Below are 16,147 nucleotides of genomic sequence, written 5' to 3'. Positions count from 1 at the left end.
CGTGAGCGTCTCTGTCCTTGGTCGTTTGGCGTTTTCTTATGATGTGGATTAACATGGTCCCTCGTGTCATAGCTGGCGATTGTGGGCGATCCGTTCACAATGTAAAACGCGCATAATAGAAAGGAGCGCCCGATGAAGGTCCGTAATTCCCTTCGGTCGCTGAAGAATAAGCCGGGCGCCCAGGTTGTGCGTCGTCGCGGCAAGGTCTATGTGATCAATAAAAAAGAGCCTCGTTTCAAGGCTCGCCAAGGCTAATTTTTTGAGCTTTGTTGCAGTAATTTTGCTGCAAAACTAACACCCTTTATTGCTTATATATTTGCAGTAGAGGGTGTTCTTTTTGTGCTGGTCATTACGTTTTTCTCAGGTTTCTATATGGGGGACGGGGCTGGGTGGGCCCGATTGAGGGGATTCTTTCGGGGTGGGGTAGCGGTATTTCTGCCCCTTTCGCTATTGAATTTTGGGCGGTGTGTTTTGGGGCTCCTGGGGATTTGTAGAACAGGCGATGATGTGCTTTAGGTTTTCCTACACCGTTGTAATTATGGCGTAAGTCACATTTTATAGAGATTTTTTCAAGGCGAGCTGGGGCTTTCAAGAAGGCCGAACGTACGGTTTGTGGGTTGAGATAGGTTGCGCACTTCTTACCTGTGAAAGTTGGTGCAACATGTTGTGTGGTAGCGAATTACATGCTGGGGATTCCCCAAGCGTAGCTACTATATATTGTGGAGGTTGCAAGATTCGGCCACAAAGTATAGTGTTTCTTCATGTCGCCGAGAATTACACCGCTAGGTGTGAGTGCTTGTACTTGCTTGTAGTGAAGCTCCCGGCACAAGGCTAAAACTGAGAAATTTTTGCCTTGTAAAGAGATATAGGTTTTGTCGAATTGCTGATGTAAAGGAATAGATTATGGCTATCACCGTCTACAGTAAGCCTGCATGTGTTCAGTGCACCGCTACCAAGAAGGCTCTTGACCGTGCTGGCCTTGATTACACCCTTGTGGACATCAGCATGGATGATGACGCCCGCGATTATGTCCTGGCGCTTGGGTACCTTCAGGCCCCTGTTGTTGAGGCTAATGGTGAACACTGGTCTGGTTTCCGCCCGGAGCGCATTCGAGGACTTGCCGCGCAGGTTGCCTAGTAGGATTGGCTTTTATGCGCATAGTTCAACGCTAAGCTTGCCGCCTGTGCAGTGTTTATTTTGACTGCGTAGGCGGTTTTTCCGTTAGGGCGCTTGTCGTGTGCATGTCTGCCTTTTCGCTGCATTAGGGATTTTTCCACCATGCTTATTGTGTATTTTTCCTCCGCTACCGAAAACACCCACCGGTTTGTTGCTAAATTAGGTTTTCCATCGGTTCGTATTCCCTTGCATAAAAAGGATGAACCGTTGCAGGTCAATGAGCCGTATGTACTGATTTGCCCTACATATGGTGGTGGGGTTTCCATTGCAGGGGGTGATCCTCGGCCGGTCCCAGTGCAGGTTATTCGGTTTTTAAATGACCCACACAATCGGAGTTTGATCCGTGCGGTTATTGCCAGTGGTAATACAAATTTCGGTGAAGACTTCGGAAAAGCCGGGGATATTATTGCCGCTAAGACGGGAGTTCCTTTTGTGTATAGGTTTGAGCTTATGGGTAATGATGAAGATGTACGGCGTGTGCGTGAAGGTCTAACAGAGTATGCAGCACGGTTGGGGCTTTCTCCGGTAGGCGTGGGAGGTGCAAAGTAAATGATTACGGTTTGCGGTGAAGGTTTAATTGACCTAGTACCAACATCTACCGCGCCGCTGGCACCATTGCAGCCTGCGCTTGGTGGGGGTCCGTTTAATGTGGCTATTGCGGCAGCGCGTCTAGGTGCGCCTACTCGTTTTCTTTCTCGATTGTCTAATGACGCCTTCGGGGAAGCATTGGTTGGTCGGTTGCGCGAAGAGCAGGTGGATATTTCCCTGGTTCAGCGTGGCCCCGAGCCGACCACGCTTGCAGTAACATCCTTAGGTATCGATGGCAGCGCTAGCTATACCTTTTATACCGAGGGCACGGCGGATCGCTATATTGAGCCTGATATGGGGCTCCAGACCGGTATTGCGTGCTTTGGCACCTGTTCCCTGGCATTGGAACCGGGTGCTTCCCGCTATGCCGAGCTCCTGCGCACACTTTCGGATAGTGGCGCTTTTATTGCCTTAGATCCGAATATACGTCCGTTTTATGCAACGGCGGCGCACCACAAATTCCTGCACGCTCTCTTGCCGTATGTCACCCTGCTAAAACTCTCCGATGAAGAAGTGGAGTTTTTGGGCCCCAGCGATGTTCCGGCTCGCGTGATTACGCGTGGCGCGCAGGGGTTGCGCGTAGAGGCACGTGGCATGCTTATCGACGTCCCGTCACCACCGGTTACTGTTCAGGATACGATTGGTGCGGGCGATACGATTATGGGTGCACTTTTAGCACAAATTGAATTGTATGGTGGGGCTGATCCCCGCCAATTTATTGCAGACCTTACTGCTGACCAATGGCGTGAGCTGTTGCAATATGCCGCCACAGCGGCCGCGATTACATGCTCCAGGGTGGGCGCGAATCCACCCACTCGAAGCGAGGTGGACCATACCTTAGAAATCTAAGTGTTTGGGGGGTTGTGTAGGATTCGTTTCACCAACCAGATAGCCGCATTGAATGCGGCATAGCCCGTCACAATTGATATCGAAATTAACCTGAAACGGGTATTGCCAAAAGAAAGGGACTAACGTCGTGTCGGAAATGGGGAAGACTGTCGCAGAGCCAGTGCGCACAGCCGAACAGTTGGACTACCATGCACTCAATGCCATGTTGAATTTGTTTGATGAGAATAAACAAATTCAATTTGATAAGGATCGTCAGGCTGCAAACCAGTACTTCCTCCAGCATGTAAATCAAAACACTGTTTTTTTCCATGATCTGGAAGAAAAATTTGATTACTTATTAGAGAACCACTATTACGATCCCAAAGTGGTGGAGCAATATGACTTCGCCTTTATTAAATCCCTTTTTAAACGTGCGTATGCGGTGAAATTCCGATTCCCCACGTTCCTCGGGGCTTATAAGTACTACACGTCTTATACATTGAAGACATTTGACGGCCGACGTTACCTTGAGCGCTATGAAGACCGCGTATGTATGGTGGCACTTACCCTTGCCGCAGGCAACGAAGAAATGGCAGAGCACCTAGTAGACGAGATTATGTCGGGACGCTTCCAGCCAGCCACACCAACATTCCTTAACTGTGGAAAAGCGCAGCGTGGCGAACCAGTTTCTTGCTTCCTTCTTCGCATCGAAGACAATATGGAATCTATCGGTCGTGCCATTAACTCCGCCCTGCAACTCTCCAAACGGGGTGGTGGTGTAGCCCTGTTGCTTAGTAACCTACGGGAATCCGGTGCGCCAATTAAAAAGATTGAAAACCAATCTTCTGGCGTTATTCCAGTAATGAAACTTCTTGAAGATTCATTCTCCTATGCAAACCAGCTTGGCGCCCGCCAAGGTGCTGGGGCGGTATATTTGCACGCACACCATCCGGATATTATGAAATTCCTGGACACTAAGCGGGAAAATGCGGATGAAAAAATCCGCATTAAAACATTGTCACTTGGCGTGGTGATTCCGGATATCACATTCGAATTGGCAAAACGTAATGATGATATGTACCTGTTCTCCCCATACGATGTTGAACGGGTGTATGGAAAACCGTTTGCGGACGTGCCAATTTCCGAACACTATGAGGAAATGGTTGAGGATCCACGGATTCGGAAGTCCAAAGTAAACGCCCGCAAATTCTTTGAAACCCTTGCTGAGATCCAATTTGAATCCGGCTATCCCTATATTATGTTCGAGGATACGGCCAATCGGGCAAACCCTATTGCCGGTCGCATTACCCATTCGAACCTATGCTCGGAAATCCTGCAGGTTTCCACGGCGTCGATATTCAACCCAGACCTGACCTACGAACATATTGGGGAAGACATCTCCTGCAACTTGGGATCGCTCAATATCGCGAAAGCAATGGATTCGCCGGACTTCTCCAAAACAGTGGAAACCGCAATTCGCGGGCTGACCGCCGTATCAGAGCAAACATCTATTGACTCAGTTCCATCAATCCGAGTAGGAAATGATGCTGCCCACGCAATTGGTCTTGGGCAAATGAACCTGCATGGATTCCTTGGCCGTGAGCACATCCACTACGGTTCCGAAGAAGCCTTAGACTTTACAAACGCCTACTTTGCGACCGTGATGTACGAAGCAATTAAAGCCTCGTGCACTATTGCAAAGGAACGTGGAACACGATTCGTCGGGTTTGAAGACTCTAAGTATGCGGATGGTTCCTTCTTTGATAACTACGACCCTGCAGATTTTGCGCCAAAGACTGAGCGAGTTAAAGAACTATTCGAACAATCTTCGATTCAAACCCCTACCGCTGAACAGTGGGAAGCCCTTAAAGCAGATGTTGCCAAGTATGGGCTCTTTAACCGATATCTCCAGGCAGTTCCACCAACTGGATCGATCTCTTATATTAATAATTCAACGTCGTCGATCCACCCGATTGCGGCCCCGATTGAAATTAGAAAAGAAGGCAAGATCGGTCGTGTGTACTACCCGGCGCCATATATGACCAATGAGAATCGAGAGTACTATCGTGACGCCTACGATATTGGCTTTGAAAAGCTCATTGATACCTATGCCGTGGCAACAAAGTATGTGGACCAAGGCTTGTCACTAACACTGTTCTTTAAAGACACCGCCACCACCCGCGATATCAACCGGGCCCAGATCTATGCCTGGAAGAAGGGTATTAAAACGATCTACTATATTCGCCTGCGTCAGACCGCATTGGAAGGCACCGAACAGCAAGATTGTGTGAGCTGTACGCTTTAAACATTGATAAGCCCCGAGCTCTGAACTCGCCCTCCAAAAGTCAGGATGGTTTTTGGAGGGCGTTGGCTCGTTTTTCGGTTTGCGTCGGACGCTCTTCCGGGGGTGTGGGCTGGGTTTCAGGGGTGTGGGCTGGGTTTCAGGGGTGTGGGCTGGGTTTCCAGTGGTCTGGCTGGTCTCTGGCGTGTTTGATAGGCGCACTCTATCAAACTAGTGATGTTTGCATATCGACTGTCACAGATTCCATAAAATCGCCTGAAAAAATGGAATTTGTGACAGCAAGCAACATTGTACACAATCGTTGACCTGGGGTGTGTCGCAGATTCCATTAAAACAGTGAAAAAAATGGAATCTGTGACAGGTTCCCTACCTATCGTGTCACAAATTCCATAAAAACAGCCGAAAAAATGGAATCTGTGACAACACACCCAACCAGCGCCAAAAAGGCCGACCAGCCCTCAACTAGACCCAACTAAATCCCAGGTCACCAGACGCACACAACCAAACCACCGGTCAAAACCAAGCCACAAACCCCACAAACCCCACGTGCGAAGCCGTAAAACTCACAAGCCCAGTTTAAAACCAGGCCAATCCAGCGGAACCTGTGCCACTGCAATCACACAAGCCCCAAAAGCACCTTACGCCCCAAAAGCTAGACAAGGAGTCCAACAAGTGGGGCGCAGTTCACTTTGTGCTTCCCGGAACGGCGAATACTCGTGCGGGAAATTAACGCTTGGGGTGGAGTACGTTAGTCTTCCGTGGTGCGTGAGCCAAGCTCGGCGTCGATACGCAAAAGGCCGGAGCCGTCCTGACCAATAAGGCGGAGGCGATCCAAAATTTCCTTTACAGTGGATTCTTCTTCGATCTGTTCGGAAATAAAGGTATCAAGCAGCGGGCGTGAGTCGAAGTCGCGCTCGTCTTGTGCCAATGCTGCTAGTTCGCGAATCATGCCAGAAATCTTGCGTTCATGAGCGAGGGATGCCTCGAATGCCTCAATTGCGGTCTTAGCTGAAATAGCGGGAGCGTCGATCGCGCCAATGGTAGGAACAACATCGCGATCCATAAGATGGTCTGCGAACATTTGTGCGTGGGTGAGCTCTTCTTCTGCTTGGAGCTTCATCCAACTGCTCATGCCAACGAGGCCAAGGTCATTAAGAACATAGGAGAGCTGGAGATATACCAATGAAGCTTCGAGTTCGGCAGTAACTTGACGGTTAAAAGCTTCGGAAAGTTTTGCTGGAATAGTCATGCTGGACATCGTACCTGTCAAGGCAAGTTAAAGCACCTGAAGAGTGCCTTTGAAGTGCGGTTTTAGGTTTGGATTGCTTTCCTAAGTGCGCCCTTGGTGGGGTGGGCGAGTCATATTGATTGTTATCTAAAGAATATGGTCAACAATGCCGTTGAAGAGTCAAAAATCAGTGCGGTTGCAGGGGGCGCTGTTATGAGTGCTGCAACGATGGTGTGATAGAAATTACACTATCATTTTGGCTTGGTTGTTTAGGTGTAGGTAGAAAAAGTGGGGTGTGGAGTGGGCTGGAGAAGGCCCGGAATGGATAAGGGGAAGGGCGCGCAGTGTTGGTGGCATGGGGTCGCTAGCTCGCGAGGGTGGGCAGTGCTAACCTCGAATGTCAGACCAAATTTGGAGGATAACGAATGGCAAAGCACTGCCCGCCTAGTTCGCCAGCGCACCGTGAACGTCACCCAGAAGCGCGCGAATGTCCAATCGCCGCCATTAACTGGAACACAATTCCGGACGAGAAAGACTTAGAGGTCTGGGATCGGCTTACCGGGAATTTTTGGCTCCCGGAAAAAGTGCCGCTGAGCAATGATATTAAGAGCTGGGAAACCCTTAATGATGTAGAGCAACAAGCAACTATGCGAGTGTTTACTGGGTTAACCATGCTCGACACCATTCAAGGAACTGTTGGGGCAGTATCACTTATCCCAGATGCGCTTACCCCGCATGAAGAGGCGGTACTCACCAATATTGCGTTTATGGAATCCGTTCACGCAAAGAGCTATTCCTCGATATTTATGACGCTCGCGTCCACTCCGGAAATCAACGACGCTTTCCGGTGGTCAGAAGAAAACGAAAACCTACAGAAAAAAGCGGAGATCATTCTTTCCTATTACGAGGGCGAAGACGGCCTTAAGCGGAAAGTTGCTTCAACTTTATTGGAGTCGTTCCTCTTTTACTCCGGCTTCTATTTGCCGATGTACTGGTCCAGCCACGCTAAACTAACTAACACTGCAGACGTTATTCGCTTGATTATTCGAGACGAGGCGGTGCATGGCTACTACATCGGTTATAAGTACCAAAAGGGTCTCGAATTAGTAAGTGAAGCCAAGCGGGAAGAAATGAAGGAATACACATTTGACCTGCTGTACGACCTCTATGAAAACGAAACCCAATACACGGAGGACCTTTACGATGAACTCGGCTGGACCGAAGATGTAAAACGCTTCCTACGGTATAACGCCAACAAAGCACTCAATAACCTTGGCTACGAAGGACTATTCCCCGCAGACGAATGTAAAGTATCCCCAGCCATTCTGTCTGCCCTATCTCCGAACTCTGGTGAAAACCACGATTTCTTCTCCGGCGCAGGATCCTCATATGTGATCGGCAAAACCGAACCCACCCATGATGATGACTGGGACTTCTAAAAAGTAGGCAGAGAGAAATTTAGAGAGGAAGAAATTAGATAGCGGGCCGACCGGGATTTCCCTGGAGTGCTATAGAGGGGAAGGGCGCTCCAGGGTTTTGAGTTTTTGCCTCTGAGCTTTCTGGAGGCACTGAGATCCTTTGTGGTTTTCTTTCGCTGCCTGGTCGGACCGTCAACCGGACAGTCCGTCAACTGTTCAACCGGGCAGTCCGTCAACCGAGCGGCCCGCTCTCGCATGGACTCGAAATTAACTATTTTGATTTACGTTGAGGTTTCTGCGTTTGCTTCTCTTTTAGGGGAGCGGATCGTTTCTGCCTCATTGGTGGGGGATTTTGTCACGTAGGTGTCATTTTGCGCTTTGGAAGTGCACGATTCGTTTCCGACTCAACCAAAAGTACCAACCCGAGATGGGGGGAGTGGGAACATAAGTACTGAGTGAAAATTCCATCGCAATTACGGGCTAAAAAGTGTTTCCAATCACATAATTTCAGTGAACTCTTAGCTCAAAGGTGTGAATGACCTACTTTCGGCACCAAACTACTTCCGAAACTCACAGTGTCGCAGTTACACTCATCTAGGTGACCAGCCTCGTGGGCTGGAAAAACGCCTTACGCTTCCACTACTATCAAGGCAGCGTAAACACTTTGATGGCTTTGTGAGGGCAAGGCCATTGCGTAGTCAGGAGGAACCTATGACCGCTGTAGCGCCTAAGGTCGGCCATGAGGCCGTACCGGTAAGGCCTGCGCCAACTGGTAATGCCCGAAAAGGCAGCCTAGCTTGGAAAATGCTCACTACCACCGACCATAAAACGCTGGGCATCATGTACATCATTATGTCCTTTGTGTTCTTCTTCCTCGGTGGCTTTATGGCGTTGCTGATCCGCGCAGAGCTCTTTACCCCTGGATTGCAGATTTTCTCGAACGAACAATTCAACCAGCTATTTACCATGCACGGCACGGTAATGCTGCTTCTTTATGGAACCCCGGTTGTTTGGGGTTTTGCTAACTACGTTATGCCGCTCCAGATTGGTGCTCCTGACGTTGCTTTCCCACGTTTGAATGCGCTTGGTTTCTGGTTGACCACTGTTGGCGGCATCCTAATGCTTTCAGGCTTCCTTACTCCAGGTGGTGCGGCAGACTTCGGTTGGACGATGTATTCGCCGCTGTCTGACTCTATTCACTCACCAGGTGTTGGTTCGGATATGTGGATTCTCGGTGTTGGTGTCGGTGGTATCGGTACCATTGTGTCTGCTATCAATATGACCACCACAATTTTGTGTCTTCGTGCACCGGGCATGACCATGTTCCGGCTCCCGATCTTTACCTGGAATATTTTTGTTACCTCGCTGCTTGCATTGCTTATCTTCCCGATGCTCACTGCAGCAGCCCTTGGTGTTCTTTATGACCGTAAACTTGGTGGACATATCTATGATCCTGCAAACGGTGGCGCGATCCTTTGGCAGCACTTGTTCTGGTTCTTCGGTCACCCCGAGGTTTACGTTCTAGCTTTGCCATTCTTTGGCATTGTTTCTGAGGTCATTCCAGTATTCTCCCGTAAGCCAATGTTCGGCTACGCTGGCCTGGTTTTCGCTACCCTTTCTATCGCTGCACTTTCCATGGCTGTGTGGGCTCACCATATGTTCGTTACTGGTGCAATCTTGTTGCCGTTCTTCTCATTTATGACCTTCTTGATTTCGGTTCCTACCGGTGTGAAGTTCTTTAACTGGGTTGGCACCATGTGGAAAGGCCATATCACTTGGGAAACCCCAATGATTTTCGCCTTTGGCTTCTTGGTTTCCTTCTTGTTTGGTGGTTTGACCGGTATTATGCTGGCCTCCCCGCCGCTGGACTTCCACGTTTCTGATACCTACTTTGTGGTTGCACACTTCCACTACACCTTGTTCGGTACGATCGTGTTCGCTTCCTATGCTGGCGTTTACTTCTGGTTCCCGAAGATGACCGGGCGCATGCTTGATGAGCGTCTTGGCAAGATTCACTTCTGGCTGACGTTTATCGGCTTCCATGGTACGTTCTTGGTCCAGCACTGGCTCGGCAATATGGGTATGCCTCGTCGTTACGCTGATTACTTGGATACAGACGGTTTTACCTTCCTGAACCAGATTTCGACCGTTTCGTCCTTCGTCCTCGGCTTGTCTGTCATTCCGTTTATCTGGAATGTATTCAAGTCTTGGCGTTATGGTGAGGTCGTAACTGTGGATGATCCATGGGGTTACGGTAACTCCCTGGAGTGGGCTACCTCTTGCCCGCCGCCGCGTCACAACTTCGTTTCGCTTCCTCGTATCCGGTCCGAGCGTCCTGCATTTGAGTTGCACTATCCTCATATGGTGGAGCGTATGCGTGCGGAAGCCCATACCGGCCGTCACTAATAAGGTGCATATGTAGAGTTTTCTAGGCTACGCAAAATGCCCCCGGTGGTTCTGTCCACTGGGGGCATTTTTTGGATTTCGGAATATTGGTATTGACGAGCAGAAACGTGAAAGAATAACCATCGTGCTTGAATTTGAATCTGCTGCTCCGCAAGACATTACTGTGAATCTTTCCCAAGGGTTTGTTCCGGCTGTGATTACGGTTGTTGGTGCCGACCGTCCAGGTGTTTCTGCGGCGTTTTTCCGGGTACTGAGTTCGTATGCCGTGCAATTGCTTGATGTTGAGCAATCGCAGTTTCGTGGTCGATTGAATCTGGCTGCGCTTGTTGGTTTAAAAGAAGATAAAGCCGAAGTTTTACGGGAAGGGTTGACTGATACGCTTCATGCCTATGGGCAGCGTGTAACGCTTGAGGTGGTCCAGAATTTACGCTCCACTCGCCCATTATCGACGCACGCGGTAGTTGTGTTGGGTGATCCGGTGACGGCTGCTCACGTGTCCCGTATTGGTCAGACACTGGCAGATTACGGTGCGAACATTGATACGATTCGGGGGATTGCGGATTATCCGGTGACCGGACTGGAATTAAAAGTTACGGTGGCTGACCCAAAGCCTGGCGGGGGGATGAGTCTTCGTAAAGCTCTTGCACTTTTAACGCAAGAGATTGGCGTCGATATTGCAATCGAACGTGCTGGACTAGTTCGTAGATCGAAGCGGTTAATTTGTTTTGATTGTGATTCCACCTTGATTACCGGTGAAGTGATTGAGATGCTGGCGGCGCACGCCGGTAAAGAGGCCGAGGTTGCTGAGGTGACTGAGCGCGCTATGCGCGGTGAGTTGGATTTTGAGGAGTCTTTGCGGGAGCGTGTAGCCACACTCAAGGGTTTGGATGCTTCGGTTATTAATGAGGTTGCCGCACAAATAGAGCTAACTCCTGGTGCCCGGACAACCATCCGAACATTAAAGCGTATGGGTTATAAAACGGCCGTGGTGTCGGGTGGGTTTATTCAGGTGTTGGAAGGGTTAGCTAAGGAGCTCGAGCTGGATTACACCCGTGCCAATACCTTGGAGATTGAAGACGGCAAGCTTACCGGCCGGGTGATTGGGAAGGTCGTTGACCGTGCTGCAAAGGCTGATTTTTTGCGGGAATTTGCAGCGGATTCTGGTTTACTTATGCACCAGACGGTGGCTGTGGGTGATGGCGCGAATGATATAGACATGCTTTCGGCAGCCGGGTTGGGTATTGCCTTTAATGCAAAGCCTGCGTTACGGGAGGTTGCAGATGCTTCGGTGAATTACCCATTCCTTGACGAGGTCCTATACATCCTGGGTATTTCCCGCGAAGAAATTGATGAAGCTGACCTCGAAGATGGTAGTTTCCGGCGTGTCCCACTCCAGTCTTAACGACGCCCACCGCAGGCTTCAGGCATGCCTGTCCCCACGACCTGGCTTCGAAAAAGAGGATGATCCTTCGACTATTTGGGCGATGCCAATTGTGCTTAATATTCCCAAGCATGATCCACCAACTCGACAAGTGCTTTTGGAGGATGCGGCCCGCGCAGTGTTGGCATGTTGTCTCCTTCCCAATGATGATTTTCGATCGTCCCTGAATACTTGGTACGGAGCTCGGATTCGGAAAATTACGCGCCGGGCACGAAATAGCCATTGGCAAAGGGTGCAAAGTGTGCCAGGTGTTACGGTCGGTTACGCCCGTGCCTGCGTGCCCAGCGCGGTCGTCGATACGCATCCTGTGGTGCAGAAATTGCAGATCAGCGGTACTGATATTGCCGCATTGGGTGTGCAAAGACCCACGGAACGCCCATGTGTGCTGCTTAATGCTGGGCTAGGTATGACGGTGGGAAAGGCTGCTGCGCAAGCGGGGCATGCAGCTATGCTTTTAGCCGCACATATGAGCGAGTCCCAGATGAGTGGTTGGTGCGATCAAGGATTTCCTTTGCAGGTGTGCGAGGTTAACTCAGTCGAATTTCAGATTCACACAAAAAGTCCGGAAGCGGTACTGGTGTGCGACGCTGGTTTTACAGAAGTGACGCCAGGAACTGTGACCGCTATCGCTTTATGCTGAAATTTTGGTATGTAAATCAGTAGGCTGGAATCCGAAACTTTCTGAAAGGACTCCATCAGATGAATGATTTGCGAATCGAAGATGCGCGCTGGGCGCCAGTCGATATCGGCAAAACGCTCGAAAAAAGTTGGAAAACATTTATGAATGCACCAGTCCCATGGGTACTGGCCGCGCTCATTTATCTTGTGATTTTCCTTGTTCTTTTTGGCATTTATTTTATTGGTATTTTCAGCCTGGCGAATACCAGCCCACAAAGTGGCGGGATATATGACCCCGCAGCGCAGCCTGCTGCGAGTAGCAGTGCGGGCATTGGGTTTTTTATTTTTATAGCGGTCATCTTCTCGCTAGTATTCTTTGTGATTCTTTTACAAAGTGTTGCTACCTATCGGTGCGCAGCCATGGCTTTTAATGGACAACCAATAAAGGTTTCTTCATTTTTTAATTTTGGAGGTGCTGGGCTGCCGATACTTACATTTTTTGTAGTCGGCCTCATCATAGGAATCGGCTATATGCTGTGCTTTATCCCAGGTATAGTTGCGGCGATTTACTTGTTCTTTGCCTACCCTGCAGTACTTAACATGCAAAACCCAACCTTACAAGGCGCATTGAAAGCTTCAATCGCAATGTTTAAGGCCAATCCAGGTCCAACATTTTTAGCAATGTTGTTTTGCGTGGTAATTAACTCTGTTGGTCAAGCCGTGGTATTTGGCACGATTATCGCAGTCCCATTGTGCGCACTATTTAGCACATTGGCGTTCCGGAGCTCTGTCACCGGCGAATTTGCCATGAACGCGCCGTACCCACAGCAAATGCCGCCCCAGCAACTTCCGCCACAGCAATACCCACCGCAATATCCACCGCAGCAACCTGGATTTGGTGGACCCGGTCCACAGGACCCCCCATTCCCACCACAGCCCTAAAGTCTGCGCATATGAATTTTACCCAAGTGGTGATCGTTGCTACTTGGGTTTTTCAATTTCACCTGCGAAAGTTGGGCTGGCGTTTTGTTTTATGGTTTTTGATGGTGCTGGTTTTGGGCTGGAGCAGGGTTGGCCGGTGTGGAAAAGGCCGGGGTAGGCAGATTTGTGTTGTGGGCTCTTGGTTTGTGGGTGTGATCTGGGGAAATGCGGTGGCGGGTTGTGGGTGATGTGAAATCTGCCTTGTTGGGTGGTGGGGTGTGTCAGATCTGCCTGATTTTCGGGGTGGGTTGGCTGGAAATCCAGGGTTTCCCGAGCCTTTGAGCCGCTTTCCCTGCGGTTTGATAGGCCCACCCTATCAAACTAGTGATGTTTTCATGTCGAGTGTCGCAGATTCCATAAAATCGCCTGAAAAAATGGAATTTGCGACAGCAGCCAACATTGCACACAACTGTTGACCTGGGGTTTGTCGCAGATTCCATTAAAACAGTGAAAAAAATGGAATTTGTGACAGGTTCCCTACCTATCGTGTCGCAGATTCCATAAAATCCGCCGAAAAAATGGAATCTGTGACAACACGCCCAACCAGCGCCCAACCAGCACCTGAAAAGACCGGCCAGCACCCAAAAAGGCCAATCAGCCCCAACCAAATCCCAGGTCACCGGATGTCCGCAACCAAACCACCGGACAAAAACCAGCAAAACCAGGTCAAACCCAGCCTAAAACCAGCCCTTCACCAGCTCCTCCCGGTGGAATCCGGGGCATCGCAACCGCACAAGCCCCAATGGCCCCAAAAATCACTCCAGCCACGCCGGGTCCTCGAGGCCAGCCACGCCGAGTCCTCGAGGCCAATCACGCCGAGTCCTCGAGGCCAACCGCAAAGCTTCTTCAAAAGGTCAAGCCAGTCCGAAACCCCGTATAGTGTAGTCCGGCAAATTGGGGTCGGTTCTGGTGTGGCGTTTTACGTGCGGATATTAGGTTCAACTAAGGGGGGCGCTACACTAGAATGTGGAATTTCTACGGTTTTGGCGGTGTTTTATGAAAAAGAAGAATGGCTGGGTGCCGGATCAGCACGGCGCTTGGGTCATGGTACTCGTTCCGATTATTGTAGGGGTGATTCTGCGGCCTTCGTGGATTCAAGTCCCACTGTTTATCGCATGGATGAGTGGATACTTTGCATTTTTCGCACTGTCGCTATTTTTGAAAGTCCGCAGCCCGCGGCGGCGTCGATACGTTCCTGCATTAGGTGCCTATGGTGGGGTATCTGCTTGCTTTAGCCTTGCAATTGTATTGTTGCAACCCTCCCTCCTTTGGTTCGCATTTGTTTTTGGTCCGCTGGTTGCGGTTGCTGTGTGGGAAGCGTATCGACGCCGTCCCCGCTCGCTTCTTTCTGGCATCTCCACCGTCCTGGCTAGTTGCGCGATGCTTCCTGTGGCGTTCTTTGCTGCGGGTGGTAATCCTCGTGATGTATGGGTGCCCACTTTGATTATGGCCATGTATTTCTGCGGGACAATTCCATATGTAAAGACTCTCATTCGTAAAAAAGGGGATGCCCATTGGCTTTTTGGGTCTGTGGCGTATCACATTCTTTGTGTTATAGCTATGGCTATTCTTTTTGCTATAAAACTTTCCCCGTGGTGGGGGATTGTGATTTTTGCGTTATTTGCTTTCCGTGCCTGGTGGGTGCCGCATTCTGCAGGTTCTAGGCGTGCCTGGTCACCTCGGGATATAGGCATTGGTGAGATGTTTTCAACCGCTGCTTTACTCGCTATTGTTTTTGCAGTAAGTGTTGCTTAATTAGGGCGCCGATCAAGTACAAGGTCTTTGCGTAGTGTTTTACCCGCAGCTGAGCGTGGAATTTCCGATACATAGCGCACTTCTCGGATGCGTTCATACCTATTTACCCGTTTATTGATGAACTCCATTACCTCATCTTGTGTAGCGGTGCCAACAATTACTGCGGTTGGCCATTCTTCTCCATTTGGTGCATAGCCGCGGACTACTGCGCAATCTTCCACCTCTGGACAGTTCATAAGTATTTTCTCCAGTTTTGCTGGGGAAACTTGAAATCCGTGGGAGAGAATAAGATCTTTTATCCGATCAACAATATAAAATTCATTATCGTTTCGGATTGCTAAATCCCCTGTACGAAGCCAGCCATCGGCAGTGATGGTAGCCGCAGTTGCCTGATAATTGTGAAGGTACCCCTGCATAATTTGTGGCCCGCGAACCCAAAGTTCACCTTCTAACTCAGTATCTTCCAGGGTTTTGGTATCAACGATCCGCGCTTCAGTGTCCGGGAGAGGTGAGCCGATGGAATCGAGCGGTGTTTTTGTACTTTGTGCGATGTGAGTCACTGGTGAGGCTTCGCTCATGCCGTACCCTTGGTAGATTTTCGCACCGACTCTTTGTTCTACGATTTTTCCAATGTGCGGATTAAGGGCCGCGGCGCCGGAAACAATTGTGCGAAGACTAGAAAAATCCGTCGATTCAACTTTGGGGTGCGTGGCAAGCAGCCTCGCCAGTGGCGGTGCAATAAAAGTGACATTTATTTTGTGAGTTTCATGGGTTTCTATAAACCGATCAGCCTGAAACGAGTCAACTACAATCTGGCTCCCAAGGAATAGGGGAGTATTCATTAGTGCGGTCAGCCCGTATATATGTGTTAGCGGTAGGACCGCCAGGCAGGTTTCATCTCCTCTAAGTGGCACTACCTGGGAAAACTGCAAGGTGTTGGCCACCAGGTTTCGGTGGGTGAGTTTCACAGCTTTGGGCAATCCGGTGGTTCCTGAGCTCATAGGCAGGCACGCCAATTGTTGCCCATCAGGGTACTCCCCAGCCCAGACTTCGGGGAATTCACGCAGTTCAGGCATATCGCTTGGGTTGATTATCAGCTGTGCTTTTGTGAATTGGCATTGGGTTGCAATATCGGCTTCGGTTGCATACGTGGCAATTGGCGTGACGACGGCCCCACAGCTTAGCGCTCCATGAAAGGCTGTGGCGTAATCGGCGCTATTGGGTAGATGTAATGCCACCACATCGCCTGGCTTTATGCCACGAGCCTTAAGTGCAGCAGCAATGTGCCGAACCTCGGATGCCAGTTCGGAATATCGAACATCTCTTCGTGGATCGCGTATGGCGATTCTCTGGGGGAGTGTCCGCTCAAAAATCAGTTCGGGAAGTGAACAATCTGGAATATTCAT

The 16,147-nt window shown here is 49.9% G+C and carries 13 protein-coding genes; 11 read left to right on the top strand and 2 right to left on the bottom strand.

Translation table 11 applies throughout. The annotated features are described in order from the left end of the window. The first annotated feature begins 132 nt into the window (after nt 1–132). The 5 genes from ykgO (at nt 133) to nrdE (ending at nt 4,897) form a co-directional block, all read left to right on the top strand. Nucleotides 133–255 (top strand): type B 50S ribosomal protein L36, encoded by a 123-nt coding sequence (gene ykgO / locus CFREI_RS10980; RefSeq protein ID WP_003857945.1) that lies wholly within the window; start codon nt 133–135, stop codon nt 253–255. Between the two features lie 648 nt (nt 256–903). Next, nucleotides 904–1,137: a glutaredoxin-like protein NrdH gene (gene nrdH / locus CFREI_RS10975; RefSeq protein WP_027013567.1), complete on the top strand. Its 234-nt coding sequence runs from the start codon at nt 904–906 to the stop codon at nt 1,135–1,137. Nucleotides 1,138–1,278: 141 nt separating this feature from the next. Beyond that, complete coding sequence (gene nrdI, locus CFREI_RS10970) at nt 1,279–1,725, top strand: class Ib ribonucleoside-diphosphate reductase assembly flavoprotein NrdI (protein ID WP_027013566.1); 447 nt, start codon at nt 1,279–1,281, stop codon at nt 1,723–1,725. Continuing rightward, complete coding sequence (locus CFREI_RS10965; RefSeq protein WP_027013565.1) at nt 1,726–2,613, top strand: carbohydrate kinase family protein; 888 nt, start codon at nt 1,726–1,728, stop codon at nt 2,611–2,613. It begins immediately after the preceding gene. Nucleotides 2,614–2,749: 136 nt separating this feature from the next. Further along, nucleotides 2,750–4,897 carry a class 1b ribonucleoside-diphosphate reductase subunit alpha gene (gene nrdE / locus CFREI_RS10960; protein ID WP_027013564.1) on the top strand — a complete coding sequence of 716 codons (2,148 nt, stop codon included), beginning with the start codon at nt 2,750–2,752 and terminating at the stop codon, nt 4,895–4,897. Nucleotides 4,898–5,642: 745 nt separating this feature from the next. On the opposite strand, the gene CFREI_RS10955 is transcribed toward nrdE, so the two are convergent. Beyond that, entirely contained in the window at nt 5,643–6,143 is a 501-nt protein-coding gene (locus CFREI_RS10955; RefSeq protein WP_027013563.1) for a ferritin, read from the bottom strand. Between the two features lie 404 nt (nt 6,144–6,547). Between CFREI_RS10955 and nrdF the strand changes: the two genes are divergently transcribed. The 6 genes from nrdF (at nt 6,548) to CFREI_RS10925 (ending at nt 14,741) form a co-directional block, all read left to right on the top strand. Beyond that, the gene (gene nrdF, locus CFREI_RS10950; protein WP_027013562.1) at nt 6,548–7,561 is read left to right on the top strand and encodes a class 1b ribonucleoside-diphosphate reductase subunit beta; all 1,014 of its coding nucleotides are present in this window, start codon (nt 6,548–6,550) and stop codon (nt 7,559–7,561) included. Nucleotides 7,562–8,251: 690 nt separating this feature from the next. Next, the gene (gene ctaD / locus CFREI_RS10945) at nt 8,252–9,946 is read left to right on the top strand and encodes an aa3-type cytochrome oxidase subunit I (RefSeq protein ID WP_027013561.1); all 1,695 of its coding nucleotides are present in this window, start codon (nt 8,252–8,254) and stop codon (nt 9,944–9,946) included. Between the two features lie 124 nt (nt 9,947–10,070). Beyond that, the gene (gene serB, locus CFREI_RS10940; RefSeq protein ID WP_240483244.1) at nt 10,071–11,348 is read left to right on the top strand and encodes a phosphoserine phosphatase SerB; all 1,278 of its coding nucleotides are present in this window, start codon (nt 10,071–10,073) and stop codon (nt 11,346–11,348) included. Then, nucleotides 11,329–12,027 carry a peptidyl-tRNA hydrolase gene (locus CFREI_RS10935; RefSeq protein ID WP_240483243.1) on the top strand — a complete coding sequence of 233 codons (699 nt, stop codon included), beginning with the start codon at nt 11,329–11,331 and terminating at the stop codon, nt 12,025–12,027. The genes serB and CFREI_RS10935 overlap by 20 nt, the downstream gene beginning before the upstream one ends. Before the next feature lie 59 nt (nt 12,028–12,086). Further along, complete coding sequence (locus CFREI_RS10930) at nt 12,087–12,947, top strand: hypothetical protein (protein ID WP_027013558.1); 861 nt, start codon at nt 12,087–12,089, stop codon at nt 12,945–12,947. Nucleotides 12,948–13,982: 1,035 nt separating this feature from the next. Next, nucleotides 13,983–14,741, top strand: coding sequence for a YwiC-like family protein (locus CFREI_RS10925; protein ID WP_027013556.1), 759 nt, complete (start codon nt 13,983–13,985; stop codon nt 14,739–14,741). On the opposite strand, the gene CFREI_RS10920 is transcribed toward CFREI_RS10925, so the two are convergent. Beyond that, a complete protein-coding gene (locus tag CFREI_RS10920) occupies nt 14,738–16,147 on the bottom strand; it encodes an AMP-binding protein (RefSeq protein ID WP_027013555.1) in 1,410 nt (469 codons plus the stop codon). The genes CFREI_RS10925 and CFREI_RS10920 overlap by 4 nt on opposite strands.

The organism is Corynebacterium freiburgense, assembly GCF_030408815.1.
Lineage (GTDB): Bacteria > Actinomycetota > Actinomycetes > Mycobacteriales > Mycobacteriaceae > Corynebacterium > Corynebacterium freiburgense.
Note: the sequence above shows the minus strand (reverse complement) of the source record. Positions and strands in the feature narration are given on the sequence as shown.

Excerpts from the sequence above, each read along its gene's own strand:
- ctaD (WP_027013561.1), top strand. The coding sequence starts at position 8,252 with ATGACCGCTGTAGCGCCTAAGGTCGGCCATGAGGCCGTACCGGTAAGG.
- nrdH (WP_027013567.1), top strand. The coding sequence starts at position 904 with ATGGCTATCACCGTCTACAGTAAGCCTGCATGTGTTCAGTGCACCGCT.
- nrdE (WP_027013564.1), top strand. The coding sequence starts at position 2,750 with ATGGGGAAGACTGTCGCAGAGCCAGTGCGCACAGCCGAACAGTTGGAC.
- ykgO (WP_003857945.1), top strand. The coding sequence starts at position 133 with ATGAAGGTCCGTAATTCCCTTCGGTCGCTGAAGAATAAGCCGGGCGCC.
- CFREI_RS10930 (WP_027013558.1), top strand. The coding sequence starts at position 12,087 with ATGAATGATTTGCGAATCGAAGATGCGCGCTGGGCGCCAGTCGATATC.
- nrdF (WP_027013562.1), top strand. The coding sequence starts at position 6,548 with ATGGCAAAGCACTGCCCGCCTAGTTCGCCAGCGCACCGTGAACGTCAC.
- CFREI_RS10965 (WP_027013565.1), top strand. The coding sequence starts at position 1,726 with ATGATTACGGTTTGCGGTGAAGGTTTAATTGACCTAGTACCAACATCT.
- CFREI_RS10955 (WP_027013563.1), bottom strand. The coding sequence starts at position 6,143 with ATGACTATTCCAGCAAAACTTTCCGAAGCTTTTAACCGTCAAGTTACT.
- CFREI_RS10925 (WP_027013556.1), top strand. The coding sequence starts at position 13,983 with ATGAAAAAGAAGAATGGCTGGGTGCCGGATCAGCACGGCGCTTGGGTC.
- CFREI_RS10920 (WP_027013555.1), bottom strand. The coding sequence starts at position 16,147 with ATGAATATTCCAGATTGTTCACTTCCCGAACTGATTTTTGAGCGGACA.
- nrdI (WP_027013566.1), top strand. The coding sequence starts at position 1,279 with ATGCTTATTGTGTATTTTTCCTCCGCTACCGAAAACACCCACCGGTTT.